The 23,767-nt window shown below is 44.4% G+C and carries 17 protein-coding genes; 9 read left to right on the top strand and 8 right to left on the bottom strand.

Annotation, left to right across the window (positions count from 1 at the left end):
- Positions 1-71: 71 nt before the first annotated feature.
- Positions 72-2,474: a phenylalanine--tRNA ligase subunit beta gene (gene pheT / locus ACTQ9T_RS13660; RefSeq protein ID WP_440465402.1), complete on the top strand. Its 2,403-nt coding sequence runs from the start codon at positions 72-74 to the stop codon at positions 2,472-2,474.
- 245 nt (positions 2,475-2,719) lie between these two features.
- The gene (locus ACTQ9T_RS13655; RefSeq protein ID WP_010197859.1) at positions 2,720-3,019 is read left to right on the top strand and encodes an integration host factor subunit alpha; all 300 of its coding nucleotides are present in this window, start codon (positions 2,720-2,722) and stop codon (positions 3,017-3,019) included.
- A gap of 223 nt (positions 3,020-3,242) precedes the next feature.
- Here ACTQ9T_RS13655 and ACTQ9T_RS13650 read toward each other — a convergent pair whose 3' ends face one another.
- Positions 3,243-3,599 (bottom strand): hypothetical protein, encoded by a 357-nt coding sequence (locus ACTQ9T_RS13650; protein WP_189586073.1) that lies wholly within the window; start codon positions 3,597-3,599, stop codon positions 3,243-3,245.
- 511 nt (positions 3,600-4,110) lie between these two features.
- Between ACTQ9T_RS13650 and ypfJ the strand changes: the two genes are divergently transcribed.
- Entirely contained in the window at positions 4,111-4,998 is an 888-nt protein-coding gene (gene ypfJ, locus ACTQ9T_RS13645; RefSeq protein ID WP_440465401.1) for a KPN_02809 family neutral zinc metallopeptidase, read from the top strand.
- Positions 4,999-5,134: 136 nt separating this feature from the next.
- Here the strand turns inward: ypfJ and ACTQ9T_RS13640 are convergent, their stop codons facing one another.
- From ACTQ9T_RS13640 to trxA, 3 genes are all read right to left on the bottom strand, one after another.
- Positions 5,135-5,368, bottom strand: a complete 234-nt coding sequence (locus tag ACTQ9T_RS13640) for a hypothetical protein (protein WP_194620912.1) — start codon at positions 5,366-5,368, stop codon at positions 5,135-5,137.
- Between the two features lie 294 nt (positions 5,369-5,662).
- On the bottom strand, positions 5,663-6,931 hold the full coding sequence (gene rho, locus ACTQ9T_RS13635) for a transcription termination factor Rho (RefSeq protein WP_010197854.1): 1,269 nt from the start codon (positions 6,929-6,931) through the stop codon (positions 5,663-5,665).
- A 535-nt stretch (positions 6,932-7,466) separates the two neighbouring features.
- Positions 7,467-7,793, bottom strand: coding sequence for a thioredoxin (trxA, locus tag ACTQ9T_RS13630; RefSeq protein WP_010197853.1), 327 nt, complete (start codon positions 7,791-7,793; stop codon positions 7,467-7,469).
- A 409-nt stretch (positions 7,794-8,202) separates the two neighbouring features.
- Here trxA and ACTQ9T_RS13625 point away from each other — a divergent pair, with 409 nt between their 5' ends.
- The gene (locus ACTQ9T_RS13625; protein ID WP_413191243.1) at positions 8,203-8,916 is read left to right on the top strand and encodes an RluA family pseudouridine synthase; all 714 of its coding nucleotides are present in this window, start codon (positions 8,203-8,205) and stop codon (positions 8,914-8,916) included.
- A gap of 93 nt (positions 8,917-9,009) precedes the next feature.
- Complete coding sequence (locus tag ACTQ9T_RS13620) at positions 9,010-10,593, top strand: flavin-containing monooxygenase (RefSeq protein ID WP_440465400.1); 1,584 nt, start codon at positions 9,010-9,012, stop codon at positions 10,591-10,593.
- Here the strand turns inward: ACTQ9T_RS13620 and ACTQ9T_RS13615 are convergent.
- Positions 10,583-11,539, bottom strand: coding sequence for a D-2-hydroxyacid dehydrogenase (locus ACTQ9T_RS13615; protein ID WP_440465399.1), 957 nt, complete (start codon positions 11,537-11,539; stop codon positions 10,583-10,585). The genes ACTQ9T_RS13620 and ACTQ9T_RS13615 overlap by 11 nt on opposite strands.
- A gap of 360 nt (positions 11,540-11,899) precedes the next feature.
- Here ACTQ9T_RS13615 and rapA point away from each other — a divergent pair, with 360 nt between their 5' ends.
- Together rapA and ACTQ9T_RS13605 are read left to right on the top strand one after the other, a co-directional pair.
- Positions 11,900-14,788, top strand: coding sequence for an RNA polymerase-associated protein RapA (gene rapA, locus ACTQ9T_RS13610; RefSeq protein ID WP_240216758.1), 2,889 nt, complete (start codon positions 11,900-11,902; stop codon positions 14,786-14,788).
- A gap of 666 nt (positions 14,789-15,454) precedes the next feature.
- Positions 15,455-16,357 (top strand): acyl-CoA thioesterase, encoded by a 903-nt coding sequence (locus ACTQ9T_RS13605; RefSeq protein WP_010197837.1) that lies wholly within the window; start codon positions 15,455-15,457, stop codon positions 16,355-16,357.
- A 134-nt stretch (positions 16,358-16,491) separates the two neighbouring features.
- Here ACTQ9T_RS13605 and mutY read toward each other — a convergent pair whose 3' ends face one another.
- Positions 16,492-17,724, bottom strand: a complete 1,233-nt coding sequence (gene mutY, locus ACTQ9T_RS13600; protein WP_440465398.1) for an A/G-specific adenine glycosylase — start codon at positions 17,722-17,724, stop codon at positions 16,492-16,494.
- A 188-nt stretch (positions 17,725-17,912) separates the two neighbouring features.
- On the opposite strand from mutY, the gene ACTQ9T_RS13595 reads away from it, so the two are divergent.
- Together ACTQ9T_RS13595 and ACTQ9T_RS13590 are read left to right on the top strand one after the other, a co-directional pair.
- Positions 17,913-19,037 carry a hypothetical protein gene (locus ACTQ9T_RS13595; protein ID WP_440465397.1) on the top strand — a complete coding sequence of 375 codons (1,125 nt, stop codon included), beginning with the start codon at positions 17,913-17,915 and terminating at the stop codon, positions 19,035-19,037.
- Positions 19,038-19,043: 6 nt separating this feature from the next.
- On the top strand, positions 19,044-19,439 hold the full coding sequence (locus ACTQ9T_RS13590) for a hypothetical protein (RefSeq protein WP_440465396.1): 396 nt from the start codon (positions 19,044-19,046) through the stop codon (positions 19,437-19,439).
- A 21-nt stretch (positions 19,440-19,460) separates the two neighbouring features.
- Here ACTQ9T_RS13590 and ylqF read toward each other — a convergent pair whose 3' ends face one another.
- Positions 19,461-20,417, bottom strand: a complete 957-nt coding sequence (gene ylqF / locus ACTQ9T_RS13585; protein ID WP_210541213.1) for a ribosome biogenesis GTPase YlqF — start codon at positions 20,415-20,417, stop codon at positions 19,461-19,463.
- Positions 20,418-20,548: 131 nt separating this feature from the next.
- The gene (locus ACTQ9T_RS13580; protein WP_440465395.1) at positions 20,549-23,695 is read right to left on the bottom strand and encodes a DUF2339 domain-containing protein; all 3,147 of its coding nucleotides are present in this window, start codon (positions 23,693-23,695) and stop codon (positions 20,549-20,551) included.
- Positions 23,696-23,767: the final 72 nt, after the last annotated feature.

Here is a 23,767-nt window from a genome sequence, read left to right as displayed (position 1 = left end):
TTGATATAACAGATTAATACGTCATCCTTTATTCTAAAGTCTTTATTATAAAATTCTGATCCGAGATATTTATGAAAATTAGTGAGCAGTGGCTACGTCAATGGGTAAACCCCAACAATACCAGTGAGCAGTTGGCCGAACAACTCACCATGGCAGGGCTAGAGATTGATGATCGCTATGCGGTCGCCCGTGCCTTTAGTGGTGTGGTCATCGGTGAAGTCGTCAGCGTCGAGCAACATCCAGACGCTGATAAACTGCGAGTTACGCAGGTAAATATCGGTGAAGCTGAACTGCTACAAATCGTATGCGGTGCGCCTAATGTCTACGTCGGTATGAAAGCACCTGTTGCGACCGTTGGGGCAGTGCTCCCAAGCGATGACAAGAAAGGCTTTAAAATTAAAAATGGTAACCTACGCGGTGTCGATTCTAACGGTATGCTCTGCGGTGCGTCTGAAATTGATTTAACCGATAGCATTGATGGTCTTCTCGAGCTACCAGCTGATGCACCGATTGGTACAGATATCCGTGAATATTTAGGTCTAGATAACCAAATACTGGATATCTCTATCACACCAAACCGTGGTGATTGTTTTAGTGTCCGTGGTATTGCGCGTGAAATATCAGTCATTAACGACTTGCCTGTACAGATGCCAGAAATTTCTAACAATGTAGCGGTTGCTGATACTGATACGCCAGCGGTAACGGTCAGTGCAATTGAGGCGTGCCCACGCTATTTACTACAATCAATCAGCAATATTGATCGTAGTATCGATACGCCAAAGTGGATGCAAGATGCGTTGGTTCAATCAGGACTACGCTCGCACAACTTTTTGGTTGATGTGACCAACTATGTATTGATGGAATTGGGTCAACCGCTACATGCTTTTGACGCCGATACCATTGTTGGTGATATCGTGGTTCGTTTGGCACAGCCTGCTGAGACCATTACCTTGCTGAATGAGCAAACCATTACCTTAACGGGCGATGAGCTGGTAATAGCTGATGATAAAGGCGCTCTTGCTCTTGCTGGTATCATGGGTGGTCAGCGTAGTAGTGTGACTGATAGCACGACCAATATTATTGTAGAAAGCGCTTTCTTTGGTCAGCTTGCTATTGCTGCACGTGCACGCCGTTTTGGTTTGCACACTGATGCTTCACAACGCTTTGAGCGTGGGGTAGATTTTGAATTACCAGCGCTGGCACTGGCGCGTGCTGTTGATTTGATTACTAGCGTTACTGGTGGTCATGCAGGTTTTATAGTCAAAGCAGAAAATACTGAGCACTTGCCAGCCCGTGCACCAATCACTTTGCCAATCGCTAAAGTTCGTGATGTCATCGGTATTGAGATTGAGCCAGCGGTTATGGTGCGTATCTTAACCCAATTAGGGTTTGAGGTAGAGCAGCAAGCGGATAGCCTTATTTGCAAGCCGCCTTCTTATCGTTTTGATATGAGTATCAAAGAAGATCTCATCGAAGAGATTGCCCGCATTTATGGTTATGACAATATTCCAAGCGTCCTGCCGCACTTGCAGGTAAGCATGGATTATGATGATACGGCAGACTTGACGCACGAGATGAAGCTAGCACTGGTCGATAATGGCTATATGGAAGCGATCAGCTTTAGCTTTAGTGATGCAAAAATAGAAGCATTACTTGATGATGAAGCATTAGGAGAAGTATTAGCACTAGCCAATCCTATCTCTAGTGATTTAGCAGTGATGCGTCGTACTTTGCTATCAAGTTTATTGCCTTGTGTACAATACAATCTCAATCGTCAGCAGCCACGCGTACGTTTCTTTGAAACAGGTCTGAGCTTTGTTGGTCAAAGTATTAGCGATTTGGTACAAACGCCAAGTATTGCCTTGGTCGCAGTCGGTGATATTTGGGATGAGCAAGCTTATCAAAACCGTGCGCTAGACTTTTATGACCTTAAGCACGATATCGAGCAACTGCTACCAGCGCAAATCGATAGCATGCGTATCCGCTACGAGCGTAGTGAGCTTGCCTTCTTACATCCGGGTCAAAGCGCCAAACTATATATTGATGATGCGTATGTCGGTTGGCTTGGTCAATTGCATCCTAATACGGCCAAACAGCTAGACTTACCGGCTACTTGGGTCGCCCAATTATCACTTGCACCTTTGCTAACGCTGGCTCGTGAACAGCAGGCGATTACCACGCCAAGTAAATTCCCACAAGTACGCCGCGATATTGCCATTTTAATAGATAGCGAAATCAGTTTACAGGCATTAGAATCGACGATTCGTGCTGCCGCAGGTGAGCTATTGACTGATCTATGGTTATTCGATGTTTACCAAGGTGATAAAGTACCAGCAGGTCAGCGCTCATTGGCATTTGCGTTGATATGGCAGGATAGATCGCAGACCTTGTCTGATGAAGCTGTGAAAACAGCGACTGACAAGGTAGTACAAGCACTAACTGAGCAACATGCTGCAAAACTGCGTGACAGCTAATACATAACATTCATAATAGCCTATGCTCTGTAGCCTTTCTTGTTATGAGGCTATAGAGCATTGCTATTTATAAAGATTGTTATCTTAGATAAAATTTTATAAAAAAAGTTAAGTGGTTATTATCAAAGGATTTTAATTCAGACTTTATTAAAAGAATAACCAAAAACCTTTATACTAACTAAGCTTAACCCTCATACCGCTAAACCATGATATTCGACATCACGACATAGCATAGGAGTCGTACTGTGAGCACCTTAACCAAATCTGACATGATTGAGCATTTGATGAGTCATCTTAACCTGACACGCCAAGAAGGCCGCTGTTTGGTAGAGAATTTTTTTGATGAGTTGTCAGAGAGTTTGATTGATGGCAACGAGGTCAAGCTTTCAGGCTTTGGCAACTTCGAGCTTAAAGATAAAAGCAGCCGTCCAGGACGCAACCCTAAGACAGGAGAGCCCGTGGCTGTATCAGCACGCCGTGTGGTCACCTTTAAAACGGGGCAAAAATTTCGTCAACAGGTTGATGAGCGTCTATTTGATGAATAGCTGTCACTCATCTCTATAAAATTCTGACCAGTGAAAGATCTTATAATGTCGCGATGATTTTTCAGGATCAGTGTGCGTTGTCTATAGCTGTCAATGCAAAGTGTGACAACAAGCATTAAATCTTCAAGCCCGTTATCATATATATTAAATAATAGGCATAAAAAAAGAGAGCATAGGCTCTCTTTTTTTTACTACAGTATATCTATCGTTGGATACGATAAAATTACTGAGCTGGTTCTTCAACAACAACTTCGTCAGATGCTGCAACAGCAGTATCAGTTTCGCTAGCCATATCTACGCTAGTAGTAGTACCGTCTACAGGAACTTCAGCGTCCATTTCGTCAGTAGCAGTTGCAGCTTGTGCATCAGCGATATCAGCTTCAGCGCCGGCAACAGCAGCGTCAGCATCAGCAGTCATTTCGCCTTCAGCAGCAGCTTCGTTTAGCTCTTCTGAAGCGTCTTGCACTTCTTCTTGCGCGTCAGATAAATCTTCAGCAGCGTTTTCTTTGTTGCTGTCACAGGCAGTTAGGCCCATAGTTGCAGTCATGATACCAGCTAGAGCAAGTAATTTAAGTTTCATAAGGTTTTCTCCGGGAAAATGAAATGAGCAGTAGCAGCAGCAAAGGTTGAATGTCCGAGATGTCTCAGAATTCAACTAGTCTTAGTCACAGCTACTCAGCTTCCACGCATTCTATATGTTTTCTTTTCAAATGAAAAGACCCTGTACAATTGAGTAACAATAAAATTGTAAAAAGTATTTTACATAGCTTATCTAATATAATTTTTAATACAACAACCTCAATTAATCGACGTATAATTAATGCAAATCGAGCCATTTTCGTAACCAATTGGCGAACATTATGGTGTGGCGTTGCCTCTTAAATAGATTCTATTAAACAAGTTTTACTTAATAAAGCAGGTAACAGGTTAATTGCTTATTAGAATGGAAGGATAGTCAAAGACTAGAAAAACAGCGGGTAGGTGAGGCATCTATTAGGCATGATTAATAGCAAATCGAGTCAACAACTAAACAATATAAATAACTACCCATGCGCATGGCAGGGTGTATCGTATGTTTCGGGAGTAAGAATATGAAATGGCAAGGCAGACGAGGTAGCTCCAACGTACGCACGAGTAGCGGTGGTGGCAAAATGATTGGCGGTGGTATCGGCGGTATTATTATCGCGGGTATTTTGTGGTTAGTATTTGGGGTCAATCCCATGACCGCTTTACAAACGGGCCAAGTAGTAGCAGGTGGCGGTAGCAATACTTCAACCGAGCCGGCGACCAGTGACGATCGTGATACGCAGTTTGTAAAAGTAGTGCTAGCCGACACAGAAGAAGTGTGGCATCAAATATTCAATGAAGGTGGTAGTACTTATCAAGAGCCGTCATTGATACTCTTTAATGGACAAGTCAGCTCGGCTTGCGGTAGTGCCAGCTCTGCAACGGGTCCATTCTATTGTCCAGGAGACCAGACGGTCTATCTAGATACTTCTTTCTTTGTAGAAATGCGGCAAAACCTTGGTATTACAGGTGATCAACAAGGATCAGGTAATAGCGAAAACCAAGGAAAAGCGGGAGATTTTGCGCAAGCTTATGTGATCTCGCATGAAGTTGGTCATCATGTGCAGACGCTGTTGGGTATTAGTCAGCAGGTCAATGAGGCGAGTCGCCAAGTCACGCGTGCAGAAGCCAATAAGCTCTCCGTGTTACAAGAGCTACAAGCTGATTGCTTCGCGGGTGTATGGGCGCAGCGTAATCAAGAACGTGTTCAGTTTTTAGAAGCGGGCGATATAGATGAAGCCATCAATGCAGCCAGCCAAATTGGTGACGATCGTTTGGCGCGTGTGAGTGGAGGCGCGGTAGTCCCTGATAACTTTACCCATGGTACCAGTCAACAGCGTGTCCAATGGTTCACTCGTGGTTTGGAGAGCGGCAATGTGCAGACCTGTGATACCTTTAGTGGGGCGTTATAGACGCACTGGCTTTTGACCAATAAACCAAATGCTAAACACAAAAAAGCCTGCAATTGATTGCAGGCTTTTTTTGTCTTAAAACATTCTAAGCAGAGTTATGCGTATACAGAATAAAAGCAGTTAACCTAATTAGAGATTATCTGCTGTTATTTAAAATATAAGCACCAGCACCACCTATTGCAGCACCACCAAGTGCGCCACGAGCGATGTCTTTGCTATCGCCGCCACTTTTGATAAGTGCACCAGCAGCAGCGCCAGCAGCAGCACCTTTAGTCGTGTTGCTCAAACCACTGTTGTATCCGTTACAGCCACCCATAATAAGAGCCGAGCTAGTAAGTGCAGTCATTGCAAGAGTTTTAGCAAATTTCATAATGTCACCTGTTGAGTCGTTAAATTTAAAATACAATATACATGATATTTTCGAAGACGTTCTACTATTTCCTATAGTAATCGTTTGGTACCTTTCTAGTCGTGGTAAAAACGCTAATCTTTGCAAATGTACTGTAAAGTATGTTGCCTCACTGTATCGATGGTAGCGCCTTTGCTTAGGATTATTGTATTTGATTCAATAATACGCTAACTGTTTTCGTGTGCCCTAGTTTCTTTAGCTATAAAAAAAGACCGCTTAGAAGCGATCTTTTTTATAATAGCAGTGATAAGACGATTAGTTTTGCGATTTACGTTTCATTTGCTCAAAGAATTCATCATTGGTCTTCGCTTCTTTTAAGCGATCCAATAAGAATTCGGTGGCTTGCACGCCATCCATCGGTTGTAGCAATTTGCGTAGAATCCAAACTTTGCGCAATTTATCTTCATCAAGCAGGCGCTCTTCGCGGCGAGTGCCAGATTTTTTGATATTAATCGCAGGGAAGACGCGTTTTTCAGCCAAATCACGCTCAAGCGTAATCTCTTGGTTACCGGTACCTTTAAATTCTTCAAAGATAACGCTGTCCATCTTACTACCAGTATCGATAAGGGCACTGGCAATAATCGTCAAGCTACCACCTTCTTCAACATTACGCGCGGCACCGAAGAAACGTTTTGGACGTTCCAATGCATTGGCATCCAGACCACCGGTCAGTACTTTACCCGATGAAGGAATAACGGTGTTGTAGGCACGGGCGAGACGAGTAATAGAATCAAGTAAGATGACAACGTCTTGCTTGTGCTCAACCAAGCGCTTGGCTTTCTCGATGACCATTTCGGCAACCTGTACATGGCGCTGAGGTGGCTCATCAAAGGTCGAAGCAACCACTTCACCGCGTACCGTACGTACCATCTCGGTGACTTCTTCTGGACGTTCATCGATTAGTAGCACGATTAGATAGCACTCAGGATTGTTACGAGTGATGGATTGGGCAATGGTCTGTAGCAACATCGTCTTACCGGCTTTTGGCGGTGCGACGATAATAGAGCGCTGACCTTTACCAATCGGAGCAATCAGATCGATAATACGACCAGTCAAATCCTCAGTAGTACCGTTACCTAGCTCGAGCTTTAGTTGCTCAGTTGGGAATAGGGGAGTCAAGTTCTCGAAGATAAGCTTATGACGTGAACGATCTGGCGTATCAAAGTTGATTTCACCAACTTTCAATAGCGCAAAATAACGCTCAGAATCTTTTGGCGGGCGAATGGTGCCAGCGATACTATCGCCAGTCTTTAGGCTAAAGCGACGAATTTGGCTGGGGCTGACATAGATATCATCAGGGCCTGCTAAATAAGAGCCTTCTGAGGAGCGTAAAAAACCAAAACCATCAGGGAGAACCTCAAGTACACCATCACCGTAGATGGCTTCACCGTTACGAGCATGGGTTTTTAGGATAGCAAAGATGATGTCTTGTTTACGGCTACGCGCCATATTATCAAGACCCATTTCTTTGGCGATGGCCAATAGCTCGGCGATTGAGTTTTTCTTTAATTCAGTTAGATTCATAGATAGGTCATTAGCAATTGGTCAGATGAGAGATGCCATTAGCAGCACGAATCACGATATTGATTAAAACAACGATTGTAGGGCGATAGAGGGTGTGGGCACAGAGCTGGATTTATGTAGTAAAAATTTTATGTGTCAGCTTACGTACGCGTTGCGGGTTTTGCTGCAAGGTCATAAGAAATGAAGATAAAGAAGGCCACATAAGAGTCTGCGTCAAAAACTCAGTATCAGTAATTGTGTTTAGTCATTTCGTTCAGTAATGGTGTTTATAATGACGATTGTGTTTTTGTTGATAAACACGAGGAGAATAGCGACAAGATACTTAGGAAAACCGTTAGTTTTCTCTTGTCAGCAGACTATACGGTTTTCATAATGGCATTGTCAATAATTTTTGCTAAAAAAGTCATATAATTGCGGTTTTTGCATAAAAAACAAGCAAAAAAGCCATTACCTATACAAGATAATGGCTTTTTCGATTAATCTGGCTTTCTGTGCATTTGCTAGTATTTAAACTAGTTAAAACTAGCAGTATCACTTATAGATGTTTATCTATTACTTTAGCCAATTCAGCTTTTGGTTGTAAACCCATTACTGAGTCAACTTTTTCGCCATCTTTGAATACAAATAGCGTTGGGATGTTACGAATACCAAAACGGCTGGCTGCTTGCGGGTTGTTGTCCACATCAACTTTGACGATTTTGATTTTGCCTTGATACTCAGATGCTAGGTCTTCTAGAATAGGGGCAATTGCTTTACAAGGACCACACCACGTTGCCCAAAAATCTACCAATACTGGTACATCTGATTGTAGGACGTCTTGGTCAAAATTTGCATCGGTGGTGTTAACAATAAGGTCTGACATAGTTTTTCTCTCTTGTTTTATTATTTCTATCGCTACTCATCGACATGCATATTGGTTTAATAATAGATTGGTCAGCAGCTAAAGAAGCGTTAAGAACTGGTGAAAATGTGCCATTATATTAACATGTTTGCCCAGATTTGACAGATACAGGCCGGTTAAATTGCTCAACAATTACTATTAGCACAATAAATCAACACATAACGACACAAGTACTGTTTTACCTGTCACCTTTGCCATCTATTGTCGTTTTAGCTCTGTGCTCGAACATGGTTCTCATGGTTTGGTTCAGTCTCAACTTTTAGCCAAAAACCTTATGTCGATAAGTCAGTTTAGATGCGATCTTCGGCTTAGCATTTTTAATGCACGACAGTATTTATTCTCAAGCTCAACAATATAAGTAGCTTCTTTTATGCCTTTTACTGATGAAAAAATCCTAACCCTTAACGCCCAAGAAAGTGCCTATCCGCTTGAGTTCTTCAAAGCGTTCGCGAAAGACGTTACCGTTTACGAGGATGACGATATCTGGGTGGTCGATAAGCCAGCCGGACTGCTGAGTGTCGATGGCAAAACGCTAAAGGTGAGTTTGCTGGCGCGACTAGAGCGTGCCAATCCTGCGGTTAAATTGATTCACCGACTGGATATGGATACCTCTGGTTTATTGATTTTTGCAAAAAATGCCGCTGCGCAAACCAATATCAGTAAGCAGTTTATTGAACGTCTGCCGCAAAAAAAGTATCAAGCACGGGTTTTTGGCGCATGGGAGAGCGTGGGTGTAAAAGGCAAAATCTCAGTGCCAGTACGCTATGAGCCAAGCACCAAACCGCGCCACATCGTTGACCACGACTGGTCAAAGCACGCGCTAACCTTGTATGAAGTGCTTGCGCATGAAGACTGCAACGGTCAAACAGTCACGCGAGTGATGTTAAAACCAGTCACTGGGCGCAGTCATCAGTTACGTGTCCATATGGTGCACGTCGGTCACGTCATGATAGGCGATCCCATTTATGCTGAAGGGAATGCATTGACAATTGCGCCACGGCTCAATCTGCATGCGCAGCAACTGCGTCTTAAGCATCCGGTACTAGGCGCATGGATGGACTGGGAGAGTCCCAGCCCTTTTTAAGGCGTCTGCTTTGGTTTATAGGTTGTTTAAACATTATTACTAATATTGTGTTATGGGATAAAAAATAAGTAAGCTAACTATAGGGATAAAATTATGCTTAAGATCACGGCGACCAGACAAGCCATCAAGAAGCGCTTTAAACGCAAAAAATCACCAGCAGCGCCGCCAGTAGATTGTGATGTGCTTATTGTCGGTGCAGGACTTGCCGGTATCGGGATGGCCTGTCAATTACAACAACGCAAGCCAAAAAAGAAAGTGAGTAAGCAGGCAAAAACGCCACCATTTATCGTATTAGAAAAGCGCTCGGATCTAGGTGGTACTTGGGATTTATTTACGTATCCTGGTATTCGCTCTGATTCTGATGCCTTGACCTTTGGCTATAGTTTTAGACCGTGGTTGGATCATCGAATGCTGGCAGCAGGTGAGGATATTAAGAGTTATATCGCTGATACGGCGCGTGAATTTGGCATTACTGAACATATTCGCTATCAGCATGAAGTGCAGCAGCTGTCATGGTCAAGTCGTGATCAACAGTGGTCAGCCACGATCAAAAATCATGTGAGTGGTGAGGTGTCTACGTTGACCGCAAACTTCGTCGTCGGGGCAACCGGCTATTATGACTATGAGCAGGGTTATCAACCGCATTTTGAAAAGGAAGAAGATTTCCAAGGTCAAATCGTCCATCCGCAGCATTGGAACAACGTTGATTATCATGATAAAAAAGTGGTCATTATTGGTAGCGGTGCCACAGCGATGACGTTGTTGCCTGCGATGGTCAATGAAGACGATGGTCAATGCGTGCAACACGTCACGATGTTGCAACGTTCGCCGACTTATGTGGCAAGCGTACCTGGCGATGATTATGCGCTTGAGTGGCTATCTGCTAAATTCTCGCCTTTATCGAAACAGCAAGCTTATACGCTATTGCGGGCGCGTAACGTCTTAAGACAGCAAGGCGTTTATCAGTTTGCTGCCCACGCACCGAAAGTATTAAAAGCGCTATTAACCTATGGCGTGAAAAGAGAGTTGAAAGGTAGTGGTGTCGCTGTTGATCATTTTGTTCCTGCTTACAATCCATGGGATGAGCGACTCTGTGCGGTGCCAGATGGTGACTTATTCAATACCTTACACAGCAAAAGAGCAGGGGTGGTCACTGACCAAATCAGCCACTTTACTAAAACGGGCATCATGCTTGAGTCGGGTAAACATCTTGATGCTGATATTATTGTCACCGCAACGGGATTGAAGCTGCAAATGCTCGGCGGCGCGTCATTGTATATTGATGGTCAGCCAGTCAAAGTGGGTGCACGTATGACCTACAAAGCAGTCCTAGTTGAGGATGTTCCCAATATGGCCGTGATGTTTGGTTATATCAATGCTTCGTGGACTTTAAAGGTAGACTTAGCCTCTCAGTATATCGTACGGCTACTTGATTATATGCAGACCCATCGTTATCAGGTCGCTGTGCCACAAGCTGAGACCAAGCGTGAAAAAGTACAAGTTCAGTCAGATACGGTGATGGGTGCGCTATCGGCGGGTTATATTAAGCGAGCTCAGGACGAGTTACCCAAGCAAGGCGATCGCTACCCTTGGCATGTGACGAATAATTATGTCAGCGACCGCATTATGCTCAAACACCGTAAAATAAAAGACGATTGGTTACGTTTTAGCCGTTAGAATTTTGGTGGCTATCAATAAAGTCAGCAACTTGGTTGCTTAGCATTTGCCATAAGGTTTCTTGCGCACTCTTGCTGCCCCACGCATTGTGCGGACTAAATATGACCCGTGGATGATTAGCAAGGGTCAATAAAGGGTCGTCTTTGACAATCGGCTCTTGCTCAAACACGTCGCTGGCATAGCCGATGATTTGCTCATTATTGATGGCATCGGTCAGTGCTTGGCTATCGACAACGCCGCCGCGAGCCACATTGACGATAAGCGGTTGCTTGGTCATTTTTGCCAAGGTGTCTTTATTAATGAGATGTTGGGTTTGCGCATTTAATGGACAATGTAAGCTCAACACATCAGCGCGGGCAAGCACTTCATCAAACGCGGTATAGTCATCATTACGAGGTGCCCGTCCTTGATGTTCTGCCCACAATACGCTCATACCAAAAGCACGAGCAATCTCGGTGACGCGTTTGCCGATAGTGCCGACCCCAATAATCCCTAGCGTTTTATCTTCTAAATCTATCAACGGAATATCCAGCAGGCAAAAATTACCGTTTGCCTGCCATGTGCCGTCAGCGACTTTTTGATGATAATAAATACCGGCACGCATAGCCGTCAGCATGAGCATAAAGGTATGCTCAGGCACGCTTTTAACCGCGTAACCTGCGACGTTATATAGCGCGACATTATGCTCAACACAAGCCTCTTGGTCGACGTTATTCATACCGGTCGCTGTCAGCTGGATAAGCTTCAGGTTGGGGAGTTTGCTTATTACGTCAGCGTCAATTTGGACTTTATTGGTGATGATAATATCAGCGTCTTTGCAGCGCGCCAAAATGACCTCATTGTCTCTTGGCGTGTCATCATAAGTCACATAGTCACTGATGCCTGTCGGTGCTGGTAAATCGACGCCATCAGAAAACGTACCTTTATCTAAAAAAACCGCTTGCATGGCTATTCCTTATCTCATTGTTATTTTAAATGGGTTTGCATGATTATCGAGGTAATGTAGCACGTTGGTGAATGGTTTTTGATGATGAGTCGTTATCTTATTATTTTATATGACCAACTTATGCTTGGCGTTGAAGTAATCTTGCATCAATCTGCTCTTGAAAAGTCAACTTAACGCACTCATCTAGCCGCTAACGTTATATAATGGTTCGGCCAAAACGTTGGCTTGATTTATGTGGCTGCTTTGCACTGACGTTTTTTGACGGGTAGTGGCGTGAGTAAGCAACCTTTGCCAGCATTACTAGCCACCATTGCTATCTACCTATTTTCTTATCATCTGAGTACAAAAAGACATCGCCTTATGACTATCTCTATCGCTTCATTGCACAGCACCGAATTCGCCGTTGGTCAACGTTATTTATCTGATACGGAGTCCGAGTTGGGCTTAGGTGTGGTCATCGATGTAGACGACCGATGTGTACATATTTTATTTCCGCAAAGTGAAGAGACGCGCGTCTATGCGAAAAACTCCGCGCCATTATCACGCGTGGTGTTCAAAGTTGGCGATAGCATTTATGACCAAGACGGCAAGTGCTATCTAGTCAATGCGGTTGATGAAGTGATGGGCGTGCTCAAATACGGTGTCGATGAACACGAGCGCGGCATCATGGAAACTCGTCTCGCTGCCAATATCACCTTGGCTAAGCCGCTTGAGCGTCTGCTAGCTGGTCGTATTGAGCGCGGTGATTGGTACGAGCTGCGTCAAGATATCTTGCGTATGCAATCGGCGCTTGCTGGTCATCCACTCAAAGGCATGATGGGCGCACGTGTCGATATCATTGAGCATCAGCTCTATATCGCCCATGAAGTTGGCAAACGTATCGCCCCGCGTGTGTTGCTCGCTGACGAAGTGGGTCTGGGCAAAACCATCGAAGCGGGTTTGATTATTCATCAGCAGTTGTTAACGGGCAAAGCTGAGCGTGTGCTTATCCTAGTGCCAGACAGTCTACAATATCAGTGGATGATTGAGCTGCGTCGTCGCTTTAACTTAAATTTTGCGCTGTTTGATTTGGTACGTGCGGCAGCCATTAAAGAACACGATCCTGAACAAAATGTCTTTGCGACTGAGCAATGTATCATTGCTGGTATGGATTTGTTGCTCGACCATCCTGACTTGTATGATCAAGCGATGGATGCAGGGTTTGATTTATTGGTGGTCGATGAGGCGCATCATCTGCATTGGGACGAGGCGCAAGGTGGCAACGATAAATATGACTTGATTGCTGACTTTGCCGAAGAGACACCAGGGGTTATGCTACTGACAGCGACGCCTGAACAGCTTGGGGCACAAAGTCACTTTGCTCGTTTGCGTTTGCTCGATCCAGATCGCTTTGATGATCTAGATGAATTTATCGATGGTCAAGAAGCTTTTGCTGAAACGGCTGCTGTCGCTGGTGTGTTAATCGAAGATAAGCCTTTGAGTGACAGTCAAATTGCCGCCTTAAGCAGTTTGCTAGACATCAGCATGGATGAGTTGGCAACGATTAATGATGATGAAAAACTGCGCACACATGCGCTCAATGAGCTACTAGATCGTCATGGTACAGGCCGTATTTTATTCCGTAATACTCGTGAAAGTGTTAAAGGGTTTTATGGTCGTAGCAGCCAGCCTTATCCGCTGCCATTGCCTGCCGCATGGATAGACAGCTATCAAACCACTGGCAAATTGCGCGAGCAGCTATGGGGCGAAGAAAATCAACCTGATGGTGGCTGGCTAGAAGACGATCCACGTGTGCCATGGTTGATTGAGATTTTGCGCGGTGAGCTTAAGCACAAAAAAGTGCTATTGATTGCCCGTAGTGGCGCGACCGTTGAGAGCTTGGAGGCGGTATTACGTCTGCATGCAGGCATTAAGACGGCTATCTTTACTGAGCAGATGACATTGCTTGAGCGTGACCAAGCAGCCGCGTTCTTCGCCGACAGTGAAGGCGCACAGATACTATTGTGCTCGGAGATTGGCTCGGAAGGTCGTAATTTCCAGTTTGCTAGCCAGCTGATACTATGGGATTTACCTGCCAATCCAGATACCTTGGAGCAGCGTATCGGTCGCTTAGATCGTATCGGACAAACACAACAAATTATGCTGCACGTGCCTTATGTACAGGGCACAGCGCAAGAGCGATTGTATCATTGGTATCATGATGCGCTGAATATGTTTAATCAGATTTCACCGACCGCGCAGAGCGTACAAGAACAGTATATCCAAGAGCTTAAGCCGATGCTTGAAGGGGCAGATACCGACGCTAACCGTACGATTCTGCAAAGTATTATCGAAGAAGCACAACAGACGCGATTGGGGCTAGAGGCGCAGCTACAAGCGGGTCGTGATCGCCTATTAGAATATAACTCGTGCCGTCCCCGTGTCGCTGGTCGTATCGCGGACGCCATGCGTGATTTTGATGGTCATAATCTATTGCCGCAGTTTATCGAGCGCTTTTTTGCCTCAGCCAATATTGATCACAATATCCAGCGCGATGGCTCGTGGGTGATTGCCCCGATTGATAGCACAGAGATTAGTGATTATATCGATGGCTTGCCACTTGGTGATGAAGACGGTATGACCTTGACCTTTGAGCGTGAGCAAGCACTACAGCGTGAAGATATCGAATTCATCACTCATGAGCATCCATTGATGCGCGCTATCTATGAGCTGGCAAGTACCAGCACTTTTGGTAATACCACGGTTGCGATGCTAAAAAGTTCTGCTGTGCCACAAGGTATGGTACTGCTCGAAGTGAATTTCCGTGTCGAAGCGATTGCGCCGAGATTGCTCAATTTGCCAGCGACGTTGACGACACAAAATATCCGTGTGTTTATCAGTGAACAAGGCAGTGATTTATCCGCGCGTATCAGTGCCGATATGATCATGCCGCATATTGAACGTCTGGATAAAAACCGTGCCCGCCAAGTGATTAAAGTACGTGGCGATGTGATTGAGCAGCGTTATTATGAAGCCGAAGACATTGCCCGTCAGCAGCTTGCAGAGATTGGTGAGCAGGCGAGCGCCCGCTTTAGCCAACAGTGGTCACGTGAAATCAAACGCCTAAAGCACCTACAAACCATCAATCCTAACGTCCGTCCTGCAGAGATTGAGCGTCTTGAGCAACTAAAAGCCCAAGGCGAGCAAGCCTTGAGTAATTTATCGCTAGTGCCAGACTCTATCCGCGTGTTAGTGGCAGTAAAACCATAAGTTAAAAGTCTGATATAAAAACGAGGTGTTTAATCGTCTCGTTTTTTTGTTCATTTATCATAATTGATATTAGGGTCTGTTGAACATTCAAATATCAGGACTGATGATCGCTAAAATCGCATCAAACGTTTTATCAAATCAGGCGTAAACCGACGATAATGTCTAGACCTTAGCTAGGTTTACAACAACGTTTGGGGTGATTTTAGCATCAGCCTTTCAGGGCAGGGCTATTTTGTGCCAATACATGGCGAAATTGTCTACCCTAGAACGACTAGGCGTCAAAAATTTCACTGCGTATTGTCTAAAAAATAGCCACTGCCAGTTCCACATTTGAATGTTCAACAGACCCTATGTGCTTTAGTCGCTAAGTTAGTGCATTAGACGGATACTGGTGGATACACCGCCATTATCTAGTCAAAGCTCGAAATTTTGGGTAAGATGTTGGCCTTCTTGCCGAATAATGAATGTTTAATCATTGCGATACTTCATCGGTATTTTTTGTTCTAAAATCTCTCTTGTGTATTTTCAGCAAGTGATTTCATATTATTTTACATTCAACCGCAAAGGATCTTGCTCGATATCATATTGATATCGTTGGATGCATGTTTTTAGATGCTCATTTTTAGATGCTTAGCGTTTTTGATAAAAATAAGGAAACATATCGTCATGTCCGATTATTCGCAACTGATTGATGAGCTGCTAACTACGGTGGCGCTTATCGAGGTTACTCCTGATGTTTTTGAGGGTAAAAGCCACGATTATGTCGGCAGTCGTATTTTTGGTGGACAAGTCCTTGCCCAAGCCATCATGGCAGCGGCGCATACACTAGATAAAGACAAACCCTGTCACTCACTGCATGGGTATTTTTTGCGGGGTGGGGACATCACTCAGCCCGTCATTTATCAAGTGCGCCGCCTACGTGACGGTCGTAGTCTGTCTGCGCGTGAAGTGACCGCGATTCAATATAAAGAAGTGCGTGGTAAGCCACCAGTTGAGCAAGTGATATTTTCGATGATTGCTTCATTTTCACCGATGGAAGAGGGCTTGGAGTATCAAGAAGATATGCCAGTTTATCCGCCGCCTGAAGATTTGCTCGCCGAGCAGGATTTAAAAGAAGAGTATGTCGGTAAAGTGCCAGACGCGCTCAAAGCCCGTTTTATGCGTCGTCGTCATGTTGAGATTAAGCCAGTCAAACCGCGCGATCCGATTCATCCAGAGCCGATGAAACCTAAACAGGCGAACTGGTTGCGCATTCGTGAACTGGGTAAGCAGCCCATTGCTATCCAGCAAGCACTATTGGCGTTCTCTTCTGATTTTTATCTGGTGGGAACTGGCCTGATGTCGCATGGTGTCAGCTTTATGACTAGCGGCTTACAAGCGGCAAGTATCGATCATTCGATGCATTTTCATCGCAATTTTGATTTGAATAATTGGCTATTGTACGACATGTGGAGTGATACCACGTCTAATGCCAAAGGTTTAAACCATGGGCAGTTCTGGCAAGATGGTAAGCTGGTGGCCACTGTGCAGCAGGAAGGATTGATGCGCTTGCGAGTGCCAAAGTCTTAGCTTATTCTGTATTTATGAGCATTAAATAAAAAGCGACTCACTATTTATGATGAGTCGCTTTTTTTATGGCATAAGAGATGGTTGTTTAATCAGTTGGTTTGAGCATAATTGGTGTGGAGGTATGGATTATATGATTATTCTAAAATCTTAACCATCGCGCGTGGCAATCCAAGCGTTGCCTGCGCATCATTAGCATTTAACCAATGAATATTAATCTCTGCTGCTTGTAAGGCTTCGGTTATTTCGGCAGTTTGCTTAGCGTTTAAAGTGACTGATTGCGGTGTTAAATACCAATGAAAATGGGTCAGCGAATGCTTAATAGGGGCGTCGTCTAATAAAGTTTTACTGACTGCTTTTGCAGCCACTTTATTGTTATTCAGCCACTCGTTAATAATTTGTTCAGCAGTGGTAAATTCTATTTCATATACTTTTTCATTGCTAGTAACTTTTAATGGTTTATCAGCGCCGACTTCTGATTTTTTAGCAGTCGCCTTACTACCAGCTTTACCGTCAATTTTTTCAACAAACTGCAAAGGCAAACTCCACAGTCCACCCCAAATGCCATTATCAGGGCGTTGTAACCACAATATATTGCCATCAAAATTTTTAATTAACAGTGCATTGCTAAACTTGCTAGGTTTAGGCTGTTTTTTTGCTTTGACTGGATAATCCGTCTCGCGCCCTTGCGCATGGGCTAGGCAGTCTTCCTTTAATGGACACAAAAGACAAGCAGGTTTGCTACGAGTACATAAGGTTGCGCCCATATCCATCATCGCTTGCGCAAATAGTCCTGAGTTTCCCCTAGGCGTTAAACGTTCTGCCAATGCCCATAGCTCTTTGGTGGTAGCAGATTTAGTGATGTCGCCGTCAATCGCTGCCCAACGTGTGATTACTCGTTTAACGTTGCCATCGCAGATAACGCCATACAGATGCAGCCCCATCGCCATAATCGCCCCTGCCGTTGATGGGCCAACGCCAGATATCGCTTCCCATCCTGCTAGCGTCTGCGGAAAGTCGCTTGTCTCATTAATGACTTCGACCAATTGCTTGGCACCTTTATGCAAATTACGCGCGCGTGCATAGTAGCCTAGCCCTGCCCAATGCTCCGCCACAGTATCCCAGTCCGCTGCTGCTAAATCTTGCACTGTCGGAAAGCTGTCCATAAAACGGGCAAAGTAGGGTAGCACTGTCGTTACTTGCGTCTGTTGTAGCATGACTTCTGATAGCCAAACGATATAAGGGTTGGGCGTGTCAGTTTGATGCTGTTGCCAAGGTAGATCGTGGCGACCATTTTCAGCAAACCAATCTAGTAGGCGTGGGGCGAAGGAGTTTAAGGATGAATCAGGTTGAGAGAATAAAGTAGGCAAGAATAATCCTTGTCAATTAATAAGAAATATCAGACTATAAAAGGTTAGCTTCGTTTATGGGGTGATGCAGGTCGCTATGCAATGGTCTGTTATTTTTATGGAAGAATATAGTTTAACTATTCATTGTTGGTTTAATAATAAATATAAGTAGAACCATTGTTTTCATTAATAGTTTAGGAGAGAGTATATTGTCAGCACAAACTTTTTTTGTATGGGATATCCAGCAAGTCACTTGTACATCAAGTAAAGACAGCTCATGGGAGCAAGCAACCCATGACTTTGAAGCTTTGAGCCAGCAGCCAGTGGATGAGATCAGTCCAAACATTATTGAGTTGGCAGATCGTCTCGTGGACGAGGCCAGAACCTCGGATTATTCAGAAGTCTTTTATGAAGCCTACGTAAATACAAATTTAGAGATGAAAAAGCATCCTAAGACCGCTTGCGTAGCCATACCCACACCTGAAGCACTGCACGGTGAAGCGTTAGATATTATCGCCCCTTTATGTGAAGAATTAGGGCTAGTGTTTTATGACACTCGGGGTATGGTCGCCTATCCAGATGGTACGATCTATCCGCCTAACATCGCAAGAGGTATGGCACTGCTAAAAGAAAAGCGGGCGCTGGCAAAACAGTCTGCTGATATTTATAAGCCAGAGGCAGACGTTCCAAGGGATAGAGAAGATTTTGAAAAAATACTGCACCCATTCATGCATGATTGTTTAGAACGCTATGGTTATCAGAGTAACCAAATATCAAGTGCTAACGATATTGATTATCTTAAAGTTGATGGATGCACTAAAGCAACGCCTTACGGTCACGTGCGACTAACTGGAGGAGCAGAAGGTAAGAACGGCTATTTTAGATTAAAAATTCATGCTTATTTTGTGTCACCAGCTTTTGCAAAGATTTATGATAAAGTATCGGCGCCAACTAAGCTTAGTCAGCAGTCTCCTTATTTAAAGCTAGATTACATTAATGTATGCGATAAAAACTTTGCAGACAAGCAAAAACAGATTCCTGAATTTATTAATACTGAGTTTGCCAGTAAACTGGATGAAGTAGATAAAATAGACAGCTACAATCAGCTTTTTTTGTTACTGCATGATAAGATTGCAAGAGGGCACAGCCATGGTGAAAGAGTGGATAAACAACTTATTCTAGCCAAACGTGCAGGTCGAGAGGACTATGATGATTTGATCATACAGTATCGTGAACTTATTGATAACTCACCAAACGACTATGTTAAGAATAGAATGAATGAGCGCTGGGATAGGCTTTTAGAGATTTTATCTACCGTAGATCCATTGGAGTAGCTGATTATGACTGAATACGCTTTGTTTTATGTTTGGGATGCAAGTTTGGGTGATGGTGATGAGTATCTACCAGACTCATATGATAGCGCTGGTGTATTACTACCGCAGCTTCTAGAGGTAGAAGTCAGCGCTCATAGCGAAAAAACATTAAAATTCGCCACTGAGCTACAGCAATTTTCCCATGAAGGTGATTTATCATTCGAGCTATCGCTAGTATTTGGGGCAATAGTCGCTCATATACAGCTACAGAATACGTTTGCTGTCTCTCTGCCGCTGCCAGATAGTAATATGCAAGAAGCTGCTAGAGTAATTGCACCATTGGCAAAGAAACATGGGTTGGTGTTTTATTATTTGCTAGGGTTGGTTTCTTTGCCTGACGGGAAGATTTTCACTTCTAAATGATTGGTTTTACGTTTATCAACTCTACTTCCGATTCTTCCGCGTTTTCAATCGACGCAAACGCTTCTCTTCTTCTTTAGCAATTCTTTTTTCTTCTGTAGCGAGTCTTTGTTCAGCGACCACGAGTTCTTCAGCCTCGGTCATTGCTGGCGTTTCTAACGTAATGCGCCCAATTTTAGCGCTACGTAATTCATTCACTAGAATCTCAGACATGCGGTAAGTATCGACTTTATTACCCGAACGTACACAGCCGCGATTACGCCCAGCGACTTCAAAAAACTCCCAATCTGTCTTAGGTAACTCTTCAATTTTATAGCGAGTTTTTAGCAGTTCAGGATAGGCATGCATCAAGTACTCAGCGGTGTAACTGGCCACATCAGCGAAGTCAAAAGCCGTATCACGAATACCACCAGTCGCTGCCAAACGATAGCCAGAGTGTTCGTTTTCGACTTTTGGCCATAGCATACCTGGAGTGTCATAGAGCATGATGTCATCGTCAAGCTTAATCAGCTGCTGTGACTTGGTCACGGCTGGCTCGTCACCTGTCTTTGCCACCGCGCGGCCTGCTAGCGTATTAATCAAGGTGGATTTACCAACGTTTGGAATGCCCATAATCATGGCTTTAATCTGACGACCCGTGCCGACTTTATTGGGCACGAGTTGTTTACAGATGGCGATGATACGTTTCACATCGTTGGCTTTCTCGGTATCGCAAGCAATGGCTTTGACACCGCTTTGCTGCTCAAGATATTCCATCCACGCTTGGGTCAATTCTGGATCAGCAAGGTCGGCTTTGTTCAGGATTTTGATGACAGGTTTTTCGCCGCGCAATGCCGCAACCATTGGGTTTTCACTACTATAAGGGATACGCGCATCGATGACCTCGATGACCAAATCCATCTGCGGCATGATTTCTTTGATTTCGTTACGGGCTTTGTTCATATGCCCAGGGAACCACTGAATACTTACTCTCTTATCCATCTGCTTTCATAACCTTTTATAAAAAATGCTAAAAGTAAAACAATCAACGTTTACTTTCTAATGGTGTCCAGTTTACTACAGAACCACATTGCTCACGGCACAATTTCACTTAACCAGATTTGTCATTACGCCTAATTTTGGTTTTCTGTTTCTTCGCGTGCTGGAGGCAAGGGAGCGAGATAGCCAATCAATAGTATCAAGCTGCCTGCACCAAGGAAGGATATTACTCGCCAAATCGCCTCAGTCTGTGACAAATCGACCAAGACCAATTTAAGCACAACGATACCCAGTAGCCCGATACCCATAAACCAAAGCGCGCGCTGCCAGTAGCGACTGGCGACGATGGTGGCGATTAGTGCCAACAGCGTCCATAAAATGGTTAGCCCCGTCTGTACTTGCTCGCTACTCCATGCGTCTGTAGTCCATAGCGGTGTAGCGATAAAGGCGTGTAGCGTCCTGACCAACATGCTAGATATCAACCAAAAACTGATAAGCCCCAACACAGTTAGTAAAGTATCAGTGGTGAATATACGCTTGGATTTGACGTCGGTATTTGATGCAACGCGCCCCTCGTCGCGGCGATGTTGGCTCATGTAATATAGACTACAACCAACGAATAGCGCGAGCCATGAGGTAATGTCGTATAAATTTAGCAGTGGGAAGTAGGGCAGTTCCCAGATCACACCGTCATAAGACCAGTTGGTAATGACGACCCAAAATAATGCGATAGATGCGAAGATAGCAGCGCATTGGAATAGCGCTTGTTGCCAATCAAACCAGTACAGAAAACCTTGATTTAACACCTCAGGCGTTCGCGTATTTTGCTGGCGATAACCGGAATCACGATAGCTGAACCATAACCCAGCCAATATCAAAACGGCTGGAATCAAGATACCCATCACCCCAGCTGAATCTGCGAGTCCATAGTGAGCTGCGGCAGCGATGACTAAAATGCTAGCGCCCAACCAGCTCGCGCCATCGTAGCGTGACAATTCTGAATGCTCGTACCACGTCTTTAACCACAACTGTCCGATGACCAACCCACCAATGATTAGGCCAGTAAACAACAACCAATCTGCTGTCTGCCATGCTAAATGGAATTCGAATTTTTGCGGTAGCTGTAAAACGAGCATTAGATAAAGCACTATTGATAGACCGTGGCTAAACTGTCTGATCTCTGCCCACGAGCGATAACGATTGATGACCCAGTAAGTACCCAAGCTGATGAGTGCTGCGATTGCAATCAAAGTCGTCGTTGCTAACTGCCAACTGCTAAAGCATTGATTAAAATCAAGCAGCAATACTTGTAGTAGCCAAGCCATAGCAGTAAAAGTTAAAAATCGTGTTAATAGAGGACTTCGCCACACGAGGTTGAAGACTTTGCTTTGGCTATTGATTGAGGTCAGCCATTGCTGCGCGGCTTGGGTGCTGATACCCAGTGCATTGGCGTAGGTTACTATCGAATCTGAGGTGGTGGTTTGCTCTTGAGAATGTGTTGAGGGATGATCTAAGCCACCGTTTAAGTCGTCGTTCAAACTATTATTTAGGATAGCCGGCGAGTTGCTAGTGCGTAAAATAAACACAGTGGTTAGATAAGCCATAGCCGAAATGGTTAAGGCCAATGTTGGGTAGTCTTGAACGGCGAAGACCACCTTTATCATCAACATGCCTATACTGATTAGCTGCAATAGTAAACCAAATAGCACTGACCATGCGCGTAGTGAGCGCCGTCCGAACCACACCAGTGCCAATCCTTGTACTGACCAGCCAAAAGCAATCCATTCAGCATCTAATGCCAGCGGAATCACCAGTGCCAAAAAGCCAAAGCCTAATGCCAACATGCCCTCGGTAATTAAAGCATAACGCTGACTGCGCTGGACAAACACCCAGCCAAGTCCCAAATAAATGACTGCTAAAACTGCACTAGTAATGGTTAAAGTGTTAGGGATGTCATCTAATAAGGCAGCAAATAAGCCAAATGCCAGTATAGGTACTGAAAATAGTAAGCCCGTATCAATGGGAAATACATAGCCATTATTTTCTGAATGGATTTTGCCCACGTTATCTGCGTTGTTTGCGTTATCTGTATGAGAGGAATTTTCTTCATTAAGAATGTTATAGGCGATGATTTGCTGTGCGTAGCGAATGACGACAAATAGATAAAGCAGTAGGTGCAAGGTAACCAATACCACCAATGACCAACGCTGCGTTTCAACGACAGCGCTCAAATCCCCACTCATGCCCCAGTAGTAAGCCAGCCCAAATGTCACGACCACACCGAATAGGTTGAGTATTTTCCAAGGGCGGTAATGCGCGATAATCGCAATCGTCACGTTCAAAAGTAAATAATAGCTGAACAATGTTACTAAGCTGCCAGTATCGTTACCGGTCAAAATAGGCGCAAAAAAACCGCCCGATAATGCCAACAACGCTAAAGGAAAAGCGTTTTGGCGTACGGCGAGGGCAATAGTAATGGCAGATAATAACCCAAGCCCGATAAAGCTCGGTAAACTTGGGATAATTTGATAGACACTATAAGCAAAAAAGGTACTCAGATAAGCAATGGCTAAGCCTGCGCCTTGTAAGGTAATCCCATACGAGAAACGTTTTGCCGTTAGCTTTAACCCCAGTGCTGCCAATCCCAGTCCTGCGATGCCGATAGTCATGAGCTTTGCAGTAATCGAAATCTCTATATACTCGCTCAGCAAGCGTAGCAGTAGCACCACACCTACGAGCAATACCAAGACGCCAACGCGCACGACCAAATTGCCACCAAAAAACCAGTTTTTGATTGAATGAATCAATGAAGTAACGATAGGTAATGAGCGTTCATCAGGCTCTATCGGTGCGCTTGGTTTCGCTACCAGTGTGTTGTTTTTTGTGGTTATTGAGGCGTGATTATTTATAGGTTTATTATCAGAGACGTTTGGGGTTGCCTGTGTGATGAGACTTGCAGTAACCATGGGAAGTGGGGGCGGCGATGGAGATGACAGAGGTGACGTACTATCGGTAGACAAATTTTGTGAAGCAAAACTTGTCTCTTTAGATGTGCTGTCTTCATGAGAAGTCTCGTGCGCATAAACGCTTTCATCAGCCGAACGAGTCAGTGAAGATGCCATACTATGGTCTTTTTGCTGCTCAAGCTCCGCTTGCAGCTTTATCACATCACGGCGCAAATGCTCGATTTTTCGAGTTATTCTAGTATATAACGCGACAATCACAATCAATAAAACTGTAAAAGCCAGCCACCCCAATTGGGTCACTAATAGATATAACATCCTCGTCACTCAATCCAGCTTATAGTAAAGTGATAATGACCTGATTTGCTCAGAAGTACAAGACTGGTCTGA

It is taken from the genome of Psychrobacter sp. ASPA161_6, from assembly GCF_051970285.1.
GTDB lineage: Bacteria > Pseudomonadota > Gammaproteobacteria > Pseudomonadales > Moraxellaceae > Psychrobacter > Psychrobacter glaciei.
Note: the sequence above shows the minus strand (reverse complement) of the source record. Positions and strands in the feature narration are given on the sequence as shown.